Genomic DNA, 16,666 nt, shown 5'->3' on the forward strand with positions numbered 1-16,666 from the left:
TCAGCGGGCCGCGTCGGGGTGCCCCGGCATGCTCGACCCGCCGCCGCTGCTGCCGGACGAGCCGCCGGTCATGCCCGCGCTGTTGTCCTCGGTGACGATGTCCGGCCGTACGTCGGTGTCTTCCGGGGCCGGGACCTCGGTGTCCGCCTCGACCTGCACCAACGGCACCTGGCCGGCCTCGTCCTCGCTGTGCTGCGGGTCGCCCGGCTGCTCACCTTGGCGATTTCGGTAGCCCACGCCGTGCCTCCCGTCGATGCCGGTCCGCGTCGGCGCTGGCTACCCGGCGTCGTCACGGCCGAAACCTCGCCCGCCGGCGGTGACCGCCGGTCCGACCGTCTCGGTGGGTGGGGGAGCGGACGGCAGCCGCAGCGTCCGGCGACGGCTGAGCGCGACGGTCAGCGCCACCGCCAGCGCGCCACAGGCCACCAGGAACGCCGGAGTGTTACCGAGGTGGTCGTTGACCGCGCCGCTGGCCGCGGAGCCGGCGGCGATGCCGAGCTGCCCCGCCGTCTGCAACCAGCCGTACGTCTCGGGGAGTTGGTCCGCCGGGGTGGACCGGGCGAGGATCTCGTCGGTGACGGCCAGGAACGGTGCCAGCGCGAGACCGAACACCGCCAGCGCGACGGCCATCTGCGGCACGCTGCGGGGCAGCAGCAGCGCCAGCGAGGTGACGGCCAACGTGCCGAGCAGCGTCAGGTACGCCCCCGCCGGGCTGCCGGGTCGGCCCCGGCGGGCCAGCAGCACGCCACCGGCCAGGCTGCCCACCGACCAGATGGTCACCAGCAGCCCGGCCTGGTCCGGGTGCCCGACCGTGGTGGCGAACGCGGGCACCAGCACCCACATGGCGCCGATGCTGACCATGTAGCCGATGTGGGTGCCGACGACGGTGCGACGGGTGGCCCGACCCGGCAGCGCGGACCGCTTCCCGCCGGGCTGTCGTTCGACGTCGCGTGGCGGCAGCACGGCGACCATGCCGAGCAGCCCGGCGGTGCCGATGACGGCGAAGACGAGCAGTGCGGCCGTGGGGCCGCTGATCAGCAGACTCAGCGTCACCGCGAGGGGGCCGCCCACGTACAGCAGCTCCTGCCCGACGGCGTTGACCGCGTACGTGCGGGCCAGCGCGGTGGCGGGGACCATCCGGGCCAGTTGGGAGCGTCCACTGCCAACGGCCGGTGGCGTGCTGAGCCCGGCCACGGTGGCCAGGGCCACGAACGCCACCGGTTCGGTGGTGACGGCCAGTCCGAGCAGGGCGAGCAGGTGGGCGAGGCCGGTGGCGAGGAGCACCGGCCGGGCACCGAGCCGACCCAGGAGCCGGCCGACCAGTGGCGCGGTGAGCGCCAACCCGATCCCGCAGCCGGCGCTGGCCACTCCGGCGGTGGCGAAGCTGCCGGTGTTCTGGTGGCCGAGCAGCACGACGAGCAGTTGCCGCAGCGCGACCGGGAGCTGCGCCACGGTCATCAACACGATGAGGAGCATCGCTCGCCGGGGTACATTCATGACTTATGAATCTACCCGAGGACGGCTCGCCCAACCTGCTCGGCGCACTCGCCCTGCTCGTCGGCTCGCGCATACGCGCGTCGGCCAGCGCGTCCGTCGGGGCCGGCGGTGCGCTCGCCGAGGCGCTCATCGTCCTCAAGGACCAGCCGGGGGTGACCGCCGAGTGGTTGGGCCAGGTGCTGGGGCTGACCCAGCCCGGCGTCGCGCACCTGGTCCGGCGACTGCGGGAGCAGGGCTGGGTGGAGAGGCGTCCCGGCGCCGACGCGCGCAGCCGTGCCCTGCACCTCACCACCGACGGGACGGCCGCGGCCGCGTGCGTCCTGCACGAGCGGCAGGAGGCGCTGACCGCGTTGCTCGCCCCACTGACCGCCGAGCAACGCCACCAACTCGCCGACATCGCCCGCGTCCTCCTGCACGACGAGGTGGCGGACGACCGCAGCCTGGCCCGCCTCTGCCGGCTCTGCGACCGCGCCCGCTGCCCGCAGTGCCCGGTCCACGCCGGCTTCCTGGAGTTGACCCAGGACTGACGCGACGCGGGTCAGGCCGCCCTATCGGCGCCGGCCGCGACGGGCCGTGGCCCGGGACGGCTGGCGGACCGGGGTGAGCGGCAGCGCCGTCCAGTGCGGTGGCCGGGTGCGCGTCGCCGGCAGACCGGTGCGTACGTCGCCCCGAGCGGCATCCAGCTGGGACTGGTGCAGGAAGAGGGTGTCCCGCAGGTCGCTGCCCCGCAGGTCGGCACCGCGCAGGTCCGCGCCGGTGACGTCGGCGAGGCTCAGGTCGACGCCGCGCAGGTCGGCGCCGATCAACAGCGCCCCGCGCAGGTTGGCCCGGCGCAGGTCGACCCGGCGCAGGTCGGCGCCGGGCAGGCGCGCGCCCCGGTGGTCGACGCCCCCGGGGGAGCGGGCCGTGTCGCTTGCCTGGGACAGCAGGGGGTTGACCCGGTCCCGTTGCGCGGCGACGTCCACCGTGCGCAGGCGCGTCGGGTCACCCTCGGTGAGTGCCGCCGTCTCGGCGCGGGCGCGGGCCAGCTCGTCGCGCAGGTCGGCCGGCGGGTGCAGCGTCAGCGCCTCGGTGACGTACCAGAGCAGTTCGTGCAGGGGCCGCAGTACGGCGAACGCCTCCGCCATGGCCGGCAGCGTCTCCGGCGCGCCCCGCCAGTCGCGCCCGCCGAAGGTGACCTGGGAGACCTGCTGGCCGGCACCGAAGCAGTCGAACACCGTGCAACCGGGGAACCCGCGTTGCCGCAGCTCGGTGTGGATGCCGCAGCGGTGGTCCGGGCCCAGGTTGGGGCATGCCTGCCCGGCCGGCTTGTCGATCGCGAAATCCGCCGACCGGGCGAACGCGGGCACCACGCAGCACAGGCCGAAGCAACGTCCGCAGTCGGCACGCAACTGCGCCGACCCGGGCGGCGGTGCGGGGCTGGGCGACACGTGGCCGGTCCTCCTGGTGTCCGGGGCGAGGCCACCATTGTTTCGCGCGCCGAGCCGACCGGTCGGGTCGGGGTCACCGTCCGTGCGTGTCACCGGCCGCCGCCGAGCGGGGAGCCGGGGTACGGGAGTGACCCGGTGGCGGCACCAACCGGTAGATCGCCCGGTCCCCGTCGTCGTGCCCGTACTTCTGGTCGAAGTGCCGTTTCACTGCGTCGGCCGGCGTGTGGTCGCCGTCGGCGGGCTCGGCCAGCGCGAACACCGCGGGGGACGCCCCGGGCGCGCGGGGCGGCAGCATGGCCCGCACGGTCAGCGGCCCGGTCACCCGGAACCCGCGGCAGTCGACGTAGTGCTGCCCGTCCACCGTCACGTACGGCACGCGCACCTCGACCACGTCCGAGTCGTCGTGGCGCAGCGTGACCACGACCGACCAGTACCGCTCCAGGTTCAGGGTGGCCTGCTCGTGCTCCCACAACTCCTCGAACCGGGCGTGCACGAACCCGCCCCACGGGCTGTCCATGTCCACCTCCAGCTGAGGCACGTTGAACGACAGCTTCCCGATCGGGAAGAACGAGATCAACGCCCGCCCGTCCCACTGGTAGAGCTGGATCGACGGGGACGCGTCGTAGAGCCGCACCTGCAGGCGCTGCCGTAGCCGGGAGTCGAGGGCGTCGCTGAAGGCGGCCAGGTGGCGCAGGTTGGTGCGGATCTGTCGGGGCACGTCCACCCGCTGCCGTTCCAACTCCTCGGAGCGCTGCTGGGCGGCGGTGCAGTCCGGGTCGAGCAGGAGCAACTGCACCTGGGCGCCGTTGCCGAGCGCCGCTCGTATCGCGGTCAGGGTCTCCTCGCGGTGCCGCTGCTCCAGCAGGATCGTCCAGGTGTCGAGGATGCGCACCCGGCGTCCGGAGCGGTTCAGCCGGCTCACGAACGCCTGCTGGTCGAAGCTCAGGTGCTCCTGCACCCGCGCCTTACGGGCCTCCTCGAACAGCGGGTCGAAGATGACGTACGAGATGGCCGCGAGCACCACGCTGGCACCGAGGTTGAGCAGCAGGTCGCTGAGGAAGCCGGTGCTGCGCCAGGCGCCCACCAGCATGACGACGGCGACCCCGAGCAGTGCCCCACCGACGACGAAGGCGCGTCGTTGCCGCCCGCCCCGACCAGCCCACTCGGGCATCCGGTCCCCCTTCCTCGTCGGCCGGCCCACCGCCGCCCGCAAATCACCAGGATGCGGAGGATACGTGCCCGGTTTGCCGCTCGCTGTCCTGTTCGGGGCCATCGGTTTCGCCGACCGGACCGTTACCACCGCTCCTAGGGTGACGGTAACGGCAGTGTGCGACTACGCAGGGTGGGCTCTGATGAACGACAGTGAACGTGAACAGGCGCTGCTGACCGCCCTGACCACCGAGCACTTCGCGCTGGAGACCGCCCGCTCGGGCACCGTCGCCGAGTCCACCGGCCGGGCCACCATCTACCTGTCCGTCCTGTCGGCCGCCCTGATCGGGCTGGGCTTCGTGGCCAGCAACGACAAGCTGGTCCGGCCCTACCTGGGCGCGGTGCTGCCGACCCTGGTGGTCATCGGGCTGCTGACCTTCCTGCGGCTCGTCGAGACGACAGTCGAGAACTCGTTGGACCTGTGGAGGATCCAGCGCATCCGCGCGTACTACCACCACCGGTTCGCCGGCCAGCACGACTTCTTCGCCGACGCCGTGACCGACGAGGGCACGATGCGATCGGCCTGGTCCCTGGTGGGCATCGAGCGCGGGCGTTGGGAGTTCCTGCTGACCACTGCCGCGCTGGTCGGCGCGGTCAATGCGTTGCTGGTCGGGCTCGGGGTCGCACTGCTGGCCGGCCTGGCCGGAGTCGGGCACACGCTCGCGATCCCGGCCGGGGTGGTGGTCGCGCTGGCGGCGTTCGGCGCGCAGTTCCTCTACATCCTGCGCACGGCCGCGGCCGAGAGGAACTGACCGGCGCTCAGACCGAACGCCAGTCGTCGCTGGTCAACGAGTTGGCCTGTGGGCCCATCAGCAGCATGCCGCCGTCGACCGGCCAGGACGCCCCGGTGACGTAGCTGGCGGCGGGGGAGGCGAGCAACGCGACCACTGCGGCGACCTCGCGAGCGTCGCCCGGTCGTCCCACCGGCACGCCGGGTCGGTCCTGGGTGTACGGGTCGACGTCCTCCATGCCGGTCATCGGTGTGGCGATCTCACCCGGGGCGACCGCGTTGACGGTGATCCCCTCGGCGGCCAGCTCCTGTGCCATCACCCGGGTCAGCAGACCCAGCCCACCCTTGGCGGCGCAGTACGCGGCGGAGCCCACCCGGGGCGCGTGCTCGTGCACGCTGGTGATGTTGATGATCCGCCCGCCGGTGCCGGCGGCCAGCATCCGTCGCGCGGCCCGTTGTGCGCACAAAAACGGCGCGTCCAGGTCGACGGCGAGCACCTCGCGCCACTGCTCCCAGCCGGTGTCGACGAATGGCGTCGAGGCGCCGGTGCCGGCGTTGTTGACCAGCACCCCGACGCCGTCGAGTCGGTCGGCCAGCTCGTCCACGACCGCCGCCGCCTCCGGTAGTCGGGTCAGGTCCACCCCGGCGACCTCGCAGCGACGACCGGTGGCGCGGACCTTGGTCGCCGTCCGTTCGGCGCCGTCGGGGTCGCCGTACCAGGTGATGCCGATGTTGAAGCCGGCCTCGGCCAGCGCGACCGCGCAGGCCTTGCCGATGCCGGAGTCCGCACCGGTGACCACGGCGATCCTCGGGTAGTTCTCGTATCGCTGGGGCATGTGGTTCGCACTACCCCGAGCGGGCCGACCCAATCGCCACGTCCCTGGCCGCCGAGGGCGTACCGTCGCCGGATGCGGATCACCCGATTCACGCACGCCTGTGTCCGGGTCGAGCACGGCGGCGGGGTGCTGGTCATCGACCCGGGGACGTGGAGCGAGCCGCGCGCCCTGGTCGGCGCGGACGCCGTCCTGGTCACCCACGAGCACACCGACCACGTGGACGTCCTGCGGCTCGCCGGCCTCGGCGTCCCGGTGTACGCCCCCGAGGGCGCCCGACTGCCGGATCTCGCGCCGCTGCCGGTGACCCGGGTCCGCGCCGGGCAACGCTTCACGGCGGCGGGCATCGAGGTCAGCGCCCACGGCGGCCGGCACGCCGCCATCCACGAGGGGCAACCGGACTGCCCCAACCTCGGCTACCTGGTCGGTGCCGGGCTCTACCACCCCGGCGACTCCCTGCACGTGCCGGACGAGCCGGTGCACACACTGCTCGTCCCGGCCCAGGGGTCGTGGTTGCGCCTCGACGAGGCGATCCGATTCGCCGCCGCCGTGGGCGCTGCGGCGGCGTATCCGATCCACGACGCGCAGCTCAACGAGCGTGGCCTGGCCAGCGTCGCCGGCTGGTTCACCGAGACGATCCCCGGCTACCGCCACCTCGTGCCCGGCGACACCGCCTGACTCCTGTCGTTCGGGAGGGCGAGGGTCACGCCGAGCGTCTCAGCGTGGGTCCGCCCGGCCTCAGCCCAGGAACAGTTGGACGAGGACCAGCACGGCGAGCAGCGCCGGCCCGCGTGAACCCTGTCGCATCAGGTCGACCGGGACCATCCCGAACGGGGTGTTGACAGTCGCGCCGCCGTAGTTGATCGGTGGGCGGGTGCCGGCCCGGAACGCGGCGAGCACCACCCCGACCGCCAGAGTCGCCGCGAGCCAGGCCGGCCCCGGGTCGACCGTCGGCAGGGTCAGCAACCACCACAGACCGGCGCCGATCGCCGGCACCACCACGTGGATCCCCCGCAGCAGGGTGTCGCTGCCACCGAGCGCCCGGCGGAGCCCGGGTGAGCGGCTGACCGACCGCAGACCACCCGTCAGCCGGTCGACGGCGAGGTAGGCGAACACCACCTGCGCGGCCCCGGCCAGCCCGGGCAGGGCGAGCGCGGCAGCATACTGCACCCCGATCAGGGCGGCCCAGATCAGCACGGCGCTCGGGTGGCGGCGCAACCGGCGTACGTCGGCCTGGAGCAACGCCCACCAGCCGGGGCCGGGCAGGAAGCGGCTGCTGCGAACCCGGCCGATCCGACGCCAACGCCGGCTCTCCACCAGGCCGGCGAGCAGGCTCGGGTCCAGGAGAATCATGGCTGTGGAGGCGGCGTTGGCGAACTGGGCGCCGGTGGTCAGCGTGGCCCGGTCGACCCGGGGCAACGCGCGTACCGCGAGGATGGTGCCCGCGCCCACGAGGGGCACCGCCGCGGCGAACAGCGCGACCGTCGGCATCGTCGCCGGCCGGGGCAGCCCGTCGCCGAAACGACCGACGAGCACCACCAGGGCGGTGATGGCCGCAGCGGCCACCATCGGCACCGCGCCGACCAGGGTCGGCCACCGCCGACCCGCCCGGCTGCTCTGGGCGACGACGCTGAGCGCCAGCGCGGCCGCACCCCACCCCGCGCCGGCCCCGGCCGCCCAACCCAGCGCCGCCAGGTCGGTGACACCGCCGAGCGCCGCCACGGCCACCCCGAGCGCCGCGGTGCCGGCCGCGGCACCCACCAGCAGCAGGACGAAGCGCGGCGCCAGCCAGGCCCGCCGGTCCACCGGCGCACTGGTCGCCCAGCTCTGCGTGGCCGGGGTGACCAGCAGCGGCCCGAGAGCGCGCAGGCCACGCCAGGCGAGCCCGGCGCCGGCCAGCAGCGCGGCGACCGCCAACCACCACCGCACGCCCGGCTCGGCCCGCCCCACCGTGGGCGAGTCCAGCAGGTCGCGGCTCGCGCTGATCGCGAACCAGCCGTACATGGCCCCGAACAGGACCATGACGTACGCGTCACCCAGCACGTCGCCGAGGGAGTGGTCGTGGTGTCGGCTGCGCGCCTTGCGCAGGTGTGTCCGCAGCTGCCGGGCGGTGGGCACCCCGGCCGGCGTGTCGGCGATCGTGGCCGGCGGGGCGGTCACCGGCCGATCTCGATGCGCTCGTCGACCACCGCGTCGATCAACTCCGGATCGTGTGAGGCCAGCAGCACGGCCGTCCCGGCTTCGCGTTCCCGCAGCAGCCGCTCGGCGAGCCACTGCCGCCCGCGCACGTCCAACCGCTGTTCGGGCTCGTCCAGGATCAGCACCCGGCGCGGCCGAACGAAACACGAGGCCAACGCCAGCCGGCGGCGCTGCCCGCTGGACAGGGTCACCGGCAGCTGGTCGCGGGCCGGCTCCAGACCCAGCTCGGCGAGGACCTCCTCGACCGGCTCGGCGTCACCCCCGTGGGCGTACGCCACCAGCTCCAGGTGCTCGACCACGGACAGGTCGGGGAAGAAGTCGATGTCGTCCAGGGCTGCCGCCACCAGCGCCCGCACCTGCGGGTCGGTCTCGTCGGCCCGGCGGCCCTGCACCCGCACCTCGCCCGCGTCCGGTCGGTCCGCGCCGACGACACAGCGCAGCAGGGTGGTCTTGCCGCTGCCGTTGGGGCCCAGCACCACCGCGATCCGGCCCGCCGCGAGCGTGAAGCTCACGTCGTCGAGCACGACCAGGTTGCCGAAGTTGCGACTGAGTCCCCGTACCGAGAGCGCGTCCACGATCACAGAGTCTCCCAGAGCCGTGCCACCGACCAACCTGAGCGACCTACGTCACGCGGTCCGTGGCGTCGGCCTCAAGTCGGGCGTCGGCCGCGGCCAGCCCCTGATCGTCGGAGACCTCCTCGGCGACCGCCGCCGCGTCCGCCCAGTGCCGCCGCGCGTCGGCATGGTCGCCCAGCGCGGCGGCAGCGTCACCCAGGTAGAGCAGGGTGCGCGCCAGCCCCGCCGTGGGCCGTGCCTCCTCGCGCAGACGCCGACTCTCGGCCAGCAGCTCGTACGCCGTGTGCGCCTGACCCGGCGTGCTGCTCAGCAGCGTCGCCCCGGCGTTGAGCAGCGCCGTCGCCCGGCTGGTCGGGTCGTTGACCGACTCGTACTCGTGCAGCGCGGCCCGCCACGCCTGCGCGGCGTCCAGGTGCTCGCCGAGCGCCGCGTGCACCAGCACCAGGTTGGTCAGCGCCGCCGCGTATCCGCGCGCGTCACCCACCGACCGGAACGTGTTGGCCGCCCGCACCAGGTGGTGGTGTGCGATGTCCAGCTCACCGCGGGCCAGCTGTGCCGCGCCCAGACCCAGGTCGGTGAGGGCGTGCCCGGCGCGGTCGGCCCCCGAGCGGTGCCGACGCGACATCTCCAGGTGCTCCACCGCGTCGTCGAGCTGCCCCAGGTCCAGCAGCGCCAGGCCCAGGTTCATCCGCGCTTGGGCGGTGCCCCGTCGCCCGCGCTCGTTGACCGCGAGGGTCAACGCGGCCGCCGCGCCGTGTGGGTCGTGCCGGCGACGGCGCAGCACACCCAACTCGTTGTGCGCCCACCCGGCGATCTCCGGTCGGTCGTCGGCCGTCGGGGTGGCCAGCACGGTGCGGCAGACCTGCTCCCACTCGTCGAGCCGCTCGGCGTACGCCAGCCAGCCGCAGAGCGCCACGGCCAGCCGGAACCACCACCGGCGCACCCGGCGGGGCAGCGTCTCGGCCGCGCCGGCCGGCACCCGCACCACCGCCAGCAGCAGCTCCTGGTGCAGGTCGAACCAGCCGTACGGGTCGTCGTCCAGCGGCAACGACCACTCCCGGTCCGGTGGGGTGCCGAGCACCGCCAGGTTGGCCGCGTGCCGTTCGGCTCTGCGGGCCAGGTGTCGTGTCAGTCGGGCCTGCGCGGCGACCCGGGCCCGGGCCGGATCCGCGTCGCGCAGGTGCAGCCGGGCGCTGGCGGCCAGCAGCGGGCGGATCTCGTACCGGTCGCCGGGCGCGCCGACCACGAACGCCGCGGCGGCCAACTGGTCGAGCAGCGTGGACACCCGCTCGGGGTGCCGCCCGGCCAGCGCGGCGATGGTCGGCCGGTCGACCGGGGCGGGGGTCAGCGACATCACCCTGTACAACCGTCGGGCCCCGCGGGTCAACGCCCGGTACGCGGTGTCCCGTTCGGTGATCAGACGTGCGGCCGGCGAGACGGCGAGCCGCTGGTGTGGCGGTGTCTGCACGGCGCGACGGAGCGCGTCCAGCAGGTCGGAGTGCCGCCAGCCGTGCTGCGCGGTGCGGTAACCGAGCGCACGGACGGTGCGCGGCTGACGGCCGCACAGGTCGACGATCTCGCAGACCTCCGGGTCGGTGCGGGGGTCGGCACGGCGGACCCGGGCGGCGGGGGCGGCCCCACCGGCGGCGGCGAACAGCTCGACCGCCTCGGAGGTGCCCGGCTCGGCGATCCAGTGTGCGACCACACCCTTGAGCCCCACCAGCGCCGGACCGCCGGCGAGCAGCAGCCGGCAGGTGCGCGCGGTGGGTGGCAGCAGTGGCCACACCTGCTCGGGTCGGTCGACGTTGTCGAGCACCAGCAGGATCCGGCGGCCGTCGAGCTGACCGCGCAGGGCGTCGGCGGCGGCGGCGAGCGCGTCCGGCCGGCCGGAGACCGGCGGGGCGGTGCCCAGGATCCGGGCCAACGCGGTGAGCACCTGCCGGGCCGAGTGAGCTCGACCGCGCCGCCGCAGGTCGAGGTAGTACTGCCCGTCGGGGAAGTCGTCCCGGCACAGGTTCGCGGCCTGCACCGCGCACGCGGAGGTGCCCACCGCGCGGCGGCCCAACACGGCCACCGCGTGCTCGCGGGCGAGCAGCCCGAGCACCGCCTCGACATGGTCCTCGCGACCGGTGAACTCGGCCGTGTAGGGCAGGGTGGGCGCGCCGGTGGACGGCGCGGTGAGCACATCCGTCGGTTCGGGGTCGACCTCCCGGTCGGCCCGGCGGCGACGCACTTCGTAGACCACGAAGCCGACGATGCCCCCGACGGCGAGGGCGATGCTCGTCGGCCCGAGCACGCTGGCCGCCAGCCCGGAGAGCAGGTCGCTGGCGAGGTTGCTGACCACGTTGGCGAGGACACCGCTGACCACCCCGCCGATCGCGATCAGCGCCGGCCAACGGGAGCTGCGGCGGCCACCGCCCGGCCGGGTCAGCGGACACCTCCAGAGACGAGCCCGGCGACCAGGTGCCGCCGTGACAGCACCACCAGCACCACCGGCAGCACCGAGGCGAGCACCGAACTGGCCGCCAGCGCGCCGCTGTTGCTCACGAAGCTGCGGGTCTGCTCGGCCAGGAACGGGCCGAGCGGCGACGCCCCCGGCCCGCTGAACAGCCGACCCACCACCAGGTCGTTCCAGACCTGGACGAACTCCAGCACGGAGACCGCCACCACCGCCGACAGGTTGTGCCGGGCCAACCGGCGCAGGGTGTGCCACCACCGACGCCCGCCCAGCCGGGCGTCGCGCACCTGCTCGACCGGCAGGTCGGCGAACGCGTTGCGCAGCACCAGCACCGCGAACGGCACACCCAGCGCGATGTGCACCAGGGCCAGGCCCTGGGCCGTGCCGGAGGAGAGCACCAGGCCCAGCACCTCGTTGACCGGCCCGGCGATGACCTGGATCGGCACGACGCTGGCCGCCAGCAGCACCAGCCCGGTGGCCTGCGCGGCCGGCCCGGTCAACCAGGCCAACGGGTACGCGGCCAACAGCGCGACCACCAGCACCGTTGCGGTGACCGCGGAGGCCAGGAGCAGCGTGAAGCCCAGCGTGTGCCACAGCTCGGTGCCGGTGACCAGGTCGCGGTAGGACTCGCCGTTCGGCGGCGCCGACCACCAGCCCCGCGCGGCGGCGTCCACCCTGCCGTGTGCCGACGTGGCGACCAGCACCCCCAGCGGCACCAGCCAGGCGATCGCCGCGCCCGCCGCGAGCAGCCGGAACACCCGTCGGGGCGGGGCGACGGGGCCCGGCTCCGGGGCCGCCTCGGCGCGCGGCGGGGGCCAGGCCTGTCGGACGAAGAGCGCGGCCACCATGATCCCGCCGACGACAGCCACCAGCCACACCACTCCTAGCGCCGCGCCGTCGCCGGTCGTGGTGCCGCCCGACGTCTGCCAGATCCGCAGCGCGAGCACGGAGGCCTCGTCCCGGACCGAGCCGGGGGTCATCACCAGGATCAGGTCGAACGTGCGGCTGGTGCCGACCGCCACCAACGCGAACACCACAGCGGTCGTGCGCAGCAGCAGTGGCCGCCACTGCGCGTCCCACAGGACATGCCGACGCCCCCCGCCGTAGGCGCGGACCGCGTCGGCGAGACTCGACGGCACCGCGTCCAGCGCGGACCGGAAGACCAGCACGGCCAGCCCCACCCAGGCCCAGACGAACGCCGACATCAGCGCCACGGTGACCAGCCCCGGCCCGAGCAGCTGCGGCGCGTCGTCGTACGAGCGGCCCGTCAGCCGGGCCGCGACCAGGGTGGCCAGCCCTCGGCGCGGGTCCGGGTCGTACATCAGCCGGAAGGTCACCCCGGTGACGACCAGGGGCAACGCCACCGGCACCAGGAGGATCAACCGGACCAGCCCGCCCTCCTGGGAGCGGCGGGAGGCGGCGGCGAGCAGATAGCCCAGTGCCGTCACGACCGCCGGCACCAGCAGTGCCCAGAGGACCGTCCGGCCGACCACCGCGCCGGTGCCCGGGGCGGCGAGCGCGGTGCGGAAGTGTTCCGCGCCGACCCAGCGGCCACCGGTGGTGACGCTGGCGTGCATGGTCCGCAGCACCGGCCAGAGCACGAGCCCACCGAGCAGCACCGCGGCCGGCAGCAACAGTGCGGAGGTCGCCCCCGCCGCCGGATAGGCCCGGCCGCGCCGGGGCGGCCCGACGTCGTCGAGCACCGCCAGCTCGCCGAGGACCCGCACCTGACTCATCGGCCGCCACCCGGGCTGCGGGCCGCCAGAGCGAGCTGACCGGTGGCGCGGCGGATCGCCTCGTCGGCGCCGACGCCGTCGGTGACGTCGGCGAAGAAGCCCTGCATGATCCGCCAGATGCCGACCCCGTCCGAGCCGGTGAACGCGCCGCGCAGCTGGTCGGAGAGGTCGAAACGCAACGTGCCGGGCGCCTGCATCTCCCGGGCCAACTGCTGGCCGACCGGGTCGGTGTAGCTGCTGATCGGGACGTTGGTGTTGGGCGAGAGATAGCCGCCGGCGCGCAGCCACGGCCCGAACGAGCCGGCCCTGGTGAGCCACTCGACCAACTCGACCCCGCCCTGGGCGCCGGTGAACGCCACCGCGGCGTCCCCGCCGACGATCAGTGGGCCGCCGCCCGGCCGGGCGCCCGGGAACGGGAACGTGGTCGGTGCCTCCGGGCCCCGCTGGAACGGGCCGACGACGTCGGCGGTGAAGTCGGCCCCGAAGAGCATCACCGCACGCCGGGTGTGCACCACCTGGATCACCGACTCCTCGTACTGGGTGAGCAGGGCCCGACGCCCGCCGCCGAGGAACGCGCCGTCGACGCTCCACAGCTCGGCGAGCCGACCCAGGGCGTCGCGCACCGGCCTGGCCTGCCAGTCGGCGTCCGGACGGGCGAGGATGTTGTAGCTCTCGGGTGCCACGTCGGCCAGCACGTTCTCGAACCAGTCGGTCAGCACCCACCCGTCCGCCGCGCCGATGGCCAGGGGCGCCGGGCCGCCGTCGCGCCGGGCGGCGGCACCGAGCCGGCGGGTGAGCGCGACCAGCTCGTCCCAGTTGGCCGGCTGCTCGGACAGCACGGACGGCAGGTGCCAGACGAGTGACTTGTGCGCCGCCTTCACCCAGACGCCGTAGCGCCGGCCCTCGGCGGTCAGCAGCTCGCCCAGCGCGTCGGGCACGGCGTACTCGGTGGACGGGCGCACCGGGCTCAGCCAGCCGCGCTGGGCGTACTCGGTGACCAGGCCGGGGCGCGGCAGGATCGCCACGTCCGGGCTGGTGCCGGCCAGGTGCCGGGCCCGCAGGAACGCGTCGATGTCGTTGCCGGCGCTGACCACCTGCACGTCGCCGGGGTAGTCGGCGACGACCTCGCGGAACCGGTCCAGCTCGCTGGTGCTCCAGACGACCGCGACCTGCACCGACCGGGTCCCGCCGGAGCAGCCTGCGGCCAGGGCCGCAGCGCCCGCGGCGGCGGCCCGCAGCAGCGTACGGCGACCCAGTCGGACGGTCGGAGTCATGGGGTTGCCTCGCTCGGCTCGGTGACCAGCTCGTGGCGCACCGGGATCTCGGCGAGGGTGGCCGGGTCGGCGGTGCAGACCAGCACCGCCACCCCGGGGGAGGCCGGTGGCGAGAGTCGAGGCATCAGGTCACCGAGGGCGCTGTCGCCCGCCGACCCGGCCGGCAGGTCGATGACGAGCACCTCGGGCAGGCAGGCAGCCGCCCGGGCGAGAGCCACCCGGAACCGCTGGGCGGCGTTGATCTGGTGCGGCAGCAGGGTGAGAGAGAACGCCAGCTCGAGACGGTCGACAACGGTGGCCGTCCAGTCGTCGGCAACCTCGTGCACCCGTTCGCGTTTGCGCTGGCCGTACTCGATGTTGCGACGCACGGTGAGCTGGGGGAGCAGCGCGCCACCGGCGGGCACGTAGCCGATCTGCCGGCGCGGCGGCGGCAGGGTGGTGACGTCCCGGTCGCCGACCATGATGCGACCGGTCACCGGGGCGGCGAGCCCGGCCAGCACCCGGGCGACCGCCGTGCCGAACCGGGGCGGTGCGACCAGGGCGCCGAGGGTGCCGGCGGGGACGTCGAGGGTCACCGGCCCGGTGCCGGGGACGGCGACCAGTGCACGTAGCCGTAACGTGGCCCTCACCTCCGGTGACCGCTGGGCGAACGTCCCCAGGGTGGCACATCGTGCCGACAATCGATGTCCTCACCACCTCCACTGTGGAGATGGCGGAGCTTCTCAGCCCGGCCCGTAGAGCGCGGCGAGCCCGGCCGCCGTGGCGGCCAGACGCTCGCGGAGCGCCACCGGGGTCAGCACCTCGACGTCGGCGCCCAGGCGCAGCAGGTCACCGTGGGCATGGGTGAGCGACTCGATCGGCAGCACCGCGGTCACCCAGCCACGTGCGTCAGGCGGCCCGGCGCTGGCGTCCACCGCGGTCACCACCGGATCGCTGCCGATCTCCCGCAAGCGCTGGCGACCGGCGGGGGAGAGCCGGACGGTTGCCTCGTCGCGGTGCAGCTGGGCGCGGAACCGCACCACGTGCGCCCGCCACCAGGCCGGCAGGTCGAAGTCGGCGGGTCGGTCGAACTCCTGCGCCAGGGGGGTCAGCGCGAGGATCTGGTTGACCCGGTACGTCGCCGGCGAGCCCCGGCCGGGCTGGTCGGCCACCACATACCACCGGCCACCCTTGAGCACCAGGCCGTACGGCTCCAGCACCCGGGTCACCTCACCGTTCCAGCCGCGGTAGCGCACCTCGACGCGGTGCTGCCGCCAGACCGCCTCGGCCGTGCGGGCCAGCTCGGGGGAGGCGTCGCCGTCGGCGTACCAGCCGGGGGTGTCCAGGTGGAAGCGTTGCTGGAGTCGGGCGGCCCGGTCGCGCAGCGGCGCGGGGAGGGCGGCGTGCAGCTTGAGTTGCAGCGCGGCGACCACGTCGCCGTAGCCCAGCTCGTCGGCGGGGCCGGGTAGACCGGCCAGGAAGAGCCGGTCGGCCTCGTCGGCGGTCAGCCCGGTCAGGCGGGTCCGCCAGCCGTCGACCAGTTGGTAGCCGCCGGCGTGCCCGGCCTCTCCGTAGAGCGGGATGCCGGCGGCGTGCAGCGACTCCACGTCGCGGTAGATGGTGCGGGGGGACACGGCCAACCGGTCGGCGAGCTGCGCGGCGGTCAACCGACCGTGTGACTGGAGCAGCAGCAGGACGGAAAGGAGTCGACTGGCCCGCACTTCACTGACACTAGCTGTCAGGGGAGCGCTCGTACGGTCCCGGCATGGCTTTTCGCGACAAGGATCTGAAAACACCGGGACCGATCACGGTGGACGGTCGACAACTGAAGCGCTACCACGTCGACCAGCCGGAGCGGCCGATCGAGCCGGAGGTGGAGAAGGCCGCGTACGACCTGTTGCCGGCGTTGCTGGCCGACGTCGTCGACGACGGCACCCCGGCCGCCGGGTGGGTGGTGCTGCACCGGGGCGCGGACACCGGCGCCTACCTGCTGGCGTACACCTGGGTGTGGGACAACGCGGTGGAGGTCCGTGTCGCCGCGGCCGGGCAGCCGGCGCTGGACTGTCCCGACGACGACCCGGCGCACTTCGTCCCCCTACGCCGCCCGGCGGTGGGCTGCGTCTGGGAGTTGGCGGTGCTGGAGCACGAGCGGGCCGCCTGGGTCCGGCACATGCTGACGCCGGCGAGCCCGAATCTGATCGGTTATCTGCGTGACACGCGAGCGGAAGGGCCGGTGGGCCGCTGATGGGCGACTTCGACTTCTTTGTGGGCACCTGGAACGTGGTGAACCGGCGGCTGCGCGAGCGCCTGGTCGGCTCCGACGAGTGGGAGGAGTTTCCCGGGGTGTCGGTCGCGCACGGCTTCTTCGCCGGCGGCGGTCACTTCGACGAGATCACCTTCCCGACCAGGGGCTCGGCCGGCGCCACGATCCGGATCTTCGACCCCGTGGGGCAGGAGTGGGCGATCTACTGGATGAGCAGCGACACCGGCGTGCTGGGGCAGCCGCCCATGGTGGGCCGCTTCGTCGACGGGGTCGGCCGCTTCTACGCCGACGACCAGCACGAGGGACGGCCGGTGCGCTGCCGGTTCGTCTGGTCGGACATCAGCGCGACCACCGCCCGCTGGGAGCAGGCGTTCTCCACCGACGGTGAGCAGACCTGGGAGACCAACTGGATCATGACCTTCACCAAGGCGTCCTCCTAACTCCGCGAGACGGCGGGGGGTCTCGCGGCAGTTTCCGGCCATC

The 16,666-nt window shown here is 74.2% G+C and carries 17 protein-coding genes; 5 read left to right on the top strand and 12 right to left on the bottom strand.

What is annotated here, in order from left to right; all coding sequences use genetic code 11:
- Nucleotides 1-237 (bottom strand): preprotein translocase YidC, encoded by a 237-nt coding sequence (locus CLT68_RS20105; protein WP_099852892.1) that lies wholly within the window; start codon nucleotides 235-237, stop codon nucleotides 1-3.
- A 39-nt stretch (nucleotides 238-276) separates the two neighbouring features.
- Nucleotides 277-1,497 carry an MFS transporter gene (locus CLT68_RS20110; protein WP_099852895.1) on the bottom strand — a complete coding sequence of 407 codons (1,221 nt, stop codon included), beginning with the start codon at nucleotides 1,495-1,497 and terminating at the stop codon, nucleotides 277-279.
- Between the two features lie 5 nt (nucleotides 1,498-1,502).
- On the opposite strand from CLT68_RS20110, the gene CLT68_RS20115 reads away from it, so the two are divergent.
- On the top strand, nucleotides 1,503-2,024 hold the full coding sequence (locus tag CLT68_RS20115) for a MarR family transcriptional regulator (protein WP_099852897.1): 522 nt from the start codon (nucleotides 1,503-1,505) through the stop codon (nucleotides 2,022-2,024).
- A gap of 21 nt (nucleotides 2,025-2,045) precedes the next feature.
- Here the strand turns inward: CLT68_RS20115 and CLT68_RS20120 are convergent, their stop codons facing one another.
- Together CLT68_RS20120 and CLT68_RS20125 are read right to left on the bottom strand one after the other, a co-directional pair.
- Complete coding sequence (locus CLT68_RS20120) at nucleotides 2,046-2,927, bottom strand: pentapeptide repeat-containing protein (protein WP_099852900.1); 882 nt, start codon at nucleotides 2,925-2,927, stop codon at nucleotides 2,046-2,048.
- A 73-nt stretch (nucleotides 2,928-3,000) separates the two neighbouring features.
- The gene (locus CLT68_RS20125) at nucleotides 3,001-4,098 is read right to left on the bottom strand and encodes a DUF5919 domain-containing protein (RefSeq protein WP_099852902.1); all 1,098 of its coding nucleotides are present in this window, start codon (nucleotides 4,096-4,098) and stop codon (nucleotides 3,001-3,003) included.
- A gap of 181 nt (nucleotides 4,099-4,279) precedes the next feature.
- Here CLT68_RS20125 and CLT68_RS20130 point away from each other — a divergent pair, with 181 nt between their 5' ends.
- Nucleotides 4,280-4,888: a hypothetical protein gene (locus tag CLT68_RS20130; protein ID WP_099852905.1), complete on the top strand. Its 609-nt coding sequence runs from the start codon at nucleotides 4,280-4,282 to the stop codon at nucleotides 4,886-4,888.
- Nucleotides 4,889-4,895: 7 nt separating this feature from the next.
- Here CLT68_RS20130 and CLT68_RS20135 read toward each other — a convergent pair whose 3' ends face one another.
- Entirely contained in the window at nucleotides 4,896-5,702 is an 807-nt protein-coding gene (locus tag CLT68_RS20135; RefSeq protein ID WP_099852908.1) for an SDR family oxidoreductase, read from the bottom strand.
- A 72-nt stretch (nucleotides 5,703-5,774) separates the two neighbouring features.
- Here CLT68_RS20135 and CLT68_RS20140 point away from each other — a divergent pair, with 72 nt between their 5' ends.
- Complete coding sequence (locus CLT68_RS20140) at nucleotides 5,775-6,377, top strand: MBL fold metallo-hydrolase (RefSeq protein ID WP_099852911.1); 603 nt, start codon at nucleotides 5,775-5,777, stop codon at nucleotides 6,375-6,377.
- A gap of 60 nt (nucleotides 6,378-6,437) precedes the next feature.
- Here the strand turns inward: CLT68_RS20140 and CLT68_RS20145 are convergent, their stop codons facing one another.
- The 7 genes from CLT68_RS20145 to CLT68_RS20175 all read right to left on the bottom strand — a co-directional run bounded on the left by CLT68_RS20145 (nucleotide 6,438) and on the right by CLT68_RS20175 (nucleotide 15,641).
- Entirely contained in the window at nucleotides 6,438-7,859 is a 1,422-nt protein-coding gene (locus CLT68_RS20145) for a DUF6297 family protein (RefSeq protein WP_099852913.1), read from the bottom strand.
- Nucleotides 7,856-8,479 (bottom strand): ABC transporter ATP-binding protein, encoded by a 624-nt coding sequence (locus tag CLT68_RS20150; RefSeq protein WP_099852915.1) that lies wholly within the window; start codon nucleotides 8,477-8,479, stop codon nucleotides 7,856-7,858. The genes CLT68_RS20145 and CLT68_RS20150 overlap by 4 nt, the downstream gene beginning before the upstream one ends.
- A gap of 40 nt (nucleotides 8,480-8,519) precedes the next feature.
- Complete coding sequence (locus tag CLT68_RS20155) at nucleotides 8,520-10,841, bottom strand: tetratricopeptide repeat protein (protein ID WP_099852918.1); 2,322 nt, start codon at nucleotides 10,839-10,841, stop codon at nucleotides 8,520-8,522.
- A 59-nt stretch (nucleotides 10,842-10,900) separates the two neighbouring features.
- Nucleotides 10,901-12,667, bottom strand: coding sequence for an ABC transporter permease subunit (locus CLT68_RS20160; RefSeq protein ID WP_099852921.1), 1,767 nt, complete (start codon nucleotides 12,665-12,667; stop codon nucleotides 10,901-10,903).
- The gene (locus tag CLT68_RS20165) at nucleotides 12,664-13,941 is read right to left on the bottom strand and encodes an extracellular solute-binding protein (protein WP_099852923.1); all 1,278 of its coding nucleotides are present in this window, start codon (nucleotides 13,939-13,941) and stop codon (nucleotides 12,664-12,666) included. The genes CLT68_RS20160 and CLT68_RS20165 overlap by 4 nt, the downstream gene beginning before the upstream one ends.
- On the bottom strand, nucleotides 13,938-14,570 hold the full coding sequence (locus CLT68_RS20170) for an ATP-binding cassette domain-containing protein (RefSeq protein ID WP_158240903.1): 633 nt from the start codon (nucleotides 14,568-14,570) through the stop codon (nucleotides 13,938-13,940). Before CLT68_RS20170 ends, CLT68_RS20165 begins: the two co-directional genes overlap by 4 nt.
- 93 nt (nucleotides 14,571-14,663) lie before the next feature.
- Entirely contained in the window at nucleotides 14,664-15,641 is a 978-nt protein-coding gene (locus tag CLT68_RS20175) for a helix-turn-helix transcriptional regulator (protein ID WP_088947921.1), read from the bottom strand.
- A 44-nt stretch (nucleotides 15,642-15,685) separates the two neighbouring features.
- Here CLT68_RS20175 and CLT68_RS20180 point away from each other — a divergent pair, with 44 nt between their 5' ends.
- Both CLT68_RS20180 and CLT68_RS20185 read left to right on the top strand, forming a co-directional pair.
- Complete coding sequence (locus CLT68_RS20180; RefSeq protein WP_099852929.1) at nucleotides 15,686-16,165, top strand: hypothetical protein; 480 nt, start codon at nucleotides 15,686-15,688, stop codon at nucleotides 16,163-16,165.
- Nucleotides 16,165-16,623 carry a hypothetical protein gene (locus tag CLT68_RS20185; RefSeq protein ID WP_099852932.1) on the top strand — a complete coding sequence of 153 codons (459 nt, stop codon included), beginning with the start codon at nucleotides 16,165-16,167 and terminating at the stop codon, nucleotides 16,621-16,623. The genes CLT68_RS20180 and CLT68_RS20185 overlap by 1 nt, the downstream gene beginning before the upstream one ends.
- Nucleotides 16,624-16,666 lie beyond the last annotated feature (43 nt).

This window comes from Micromonospora sp. CNZ299, from assembly GCF_002754415.1.

Excerpts from the sequence above, each read along its gene's own strand:
- CLT68_RS20180 (WP_099852929.1), top strand. The coding sequence starts at position 15,686 with ATGGCTTTTCGCGACAAGGATCTGAAAACACCGGGACCGATCACGGTG.
- CLT68_RS20140 (WP_099852911.1), top strand. The coding sequence starts at position 5,775 with ATGCGGATCACCCGATTCACGCACGCCTGTGTCCGGGTCGAGCACGGC.
- CLT68_RS20165 (WP_099852923.1), bottom strand. The coding sequence starts at position 13,941 with ATGACTCCGACCGTCCGACTGGGTCGCCGTACGCTGCTGCGGGCCGCC.
- CLT68_RS20135 (WP_099852908.1), bottom strand. The coding sequence starts at position 5,702 with ATGCCCCAGCGATACGAGAACTACCCGAGGATCGCCGTGGTCACCGGT.
- CLT68_RS20115 (WP_099852897.1), top strand. The coding sequence starts at position 1,503 with ATGAATCTACCCGAGGACGGCTCGCCCAACCTGCTCGGCGCACTCGCC.
- CLT68_RS20160 (WP_099852921.1), bottom strand. The coding sequence starts at position 12,667 with ATGAGTCAGGTGCGGGTCCTCGGCGAGCTGGCGGTGCTCGACGACGTC.
- CLT68_RS20125 (WP_099852902.1), bottom strand. The coding sequence starts at position 4,098 with ATGCCCGAGTGGGCTGGTCGGGGCGGGCGGCAACGACGCGCCTTCGTC.
- CLT68_RS20110 (WP_099852895.1), bottom strand. The coding sequence starts at position 1,497 with ATGAATGTACCCCGGCGAGCGATGCTCCTCATCGTGTTGATGACCGTG.
- CLT68_RS20185 (WP_099852932.1), top strand. The coding sequence starts at position 16,165 with ATGGGCGACTTCGACTTCTTTGTGGGCACCTGGAACGTGGTGAACCGG.
- CLT68_RS20130 (WP_099852905.1), top strand. The coding sequence starts at position 4,280 with ATGAACGACAGTGAACGTGAACAGGCGCTGCTGACCGCCCTGACCACC.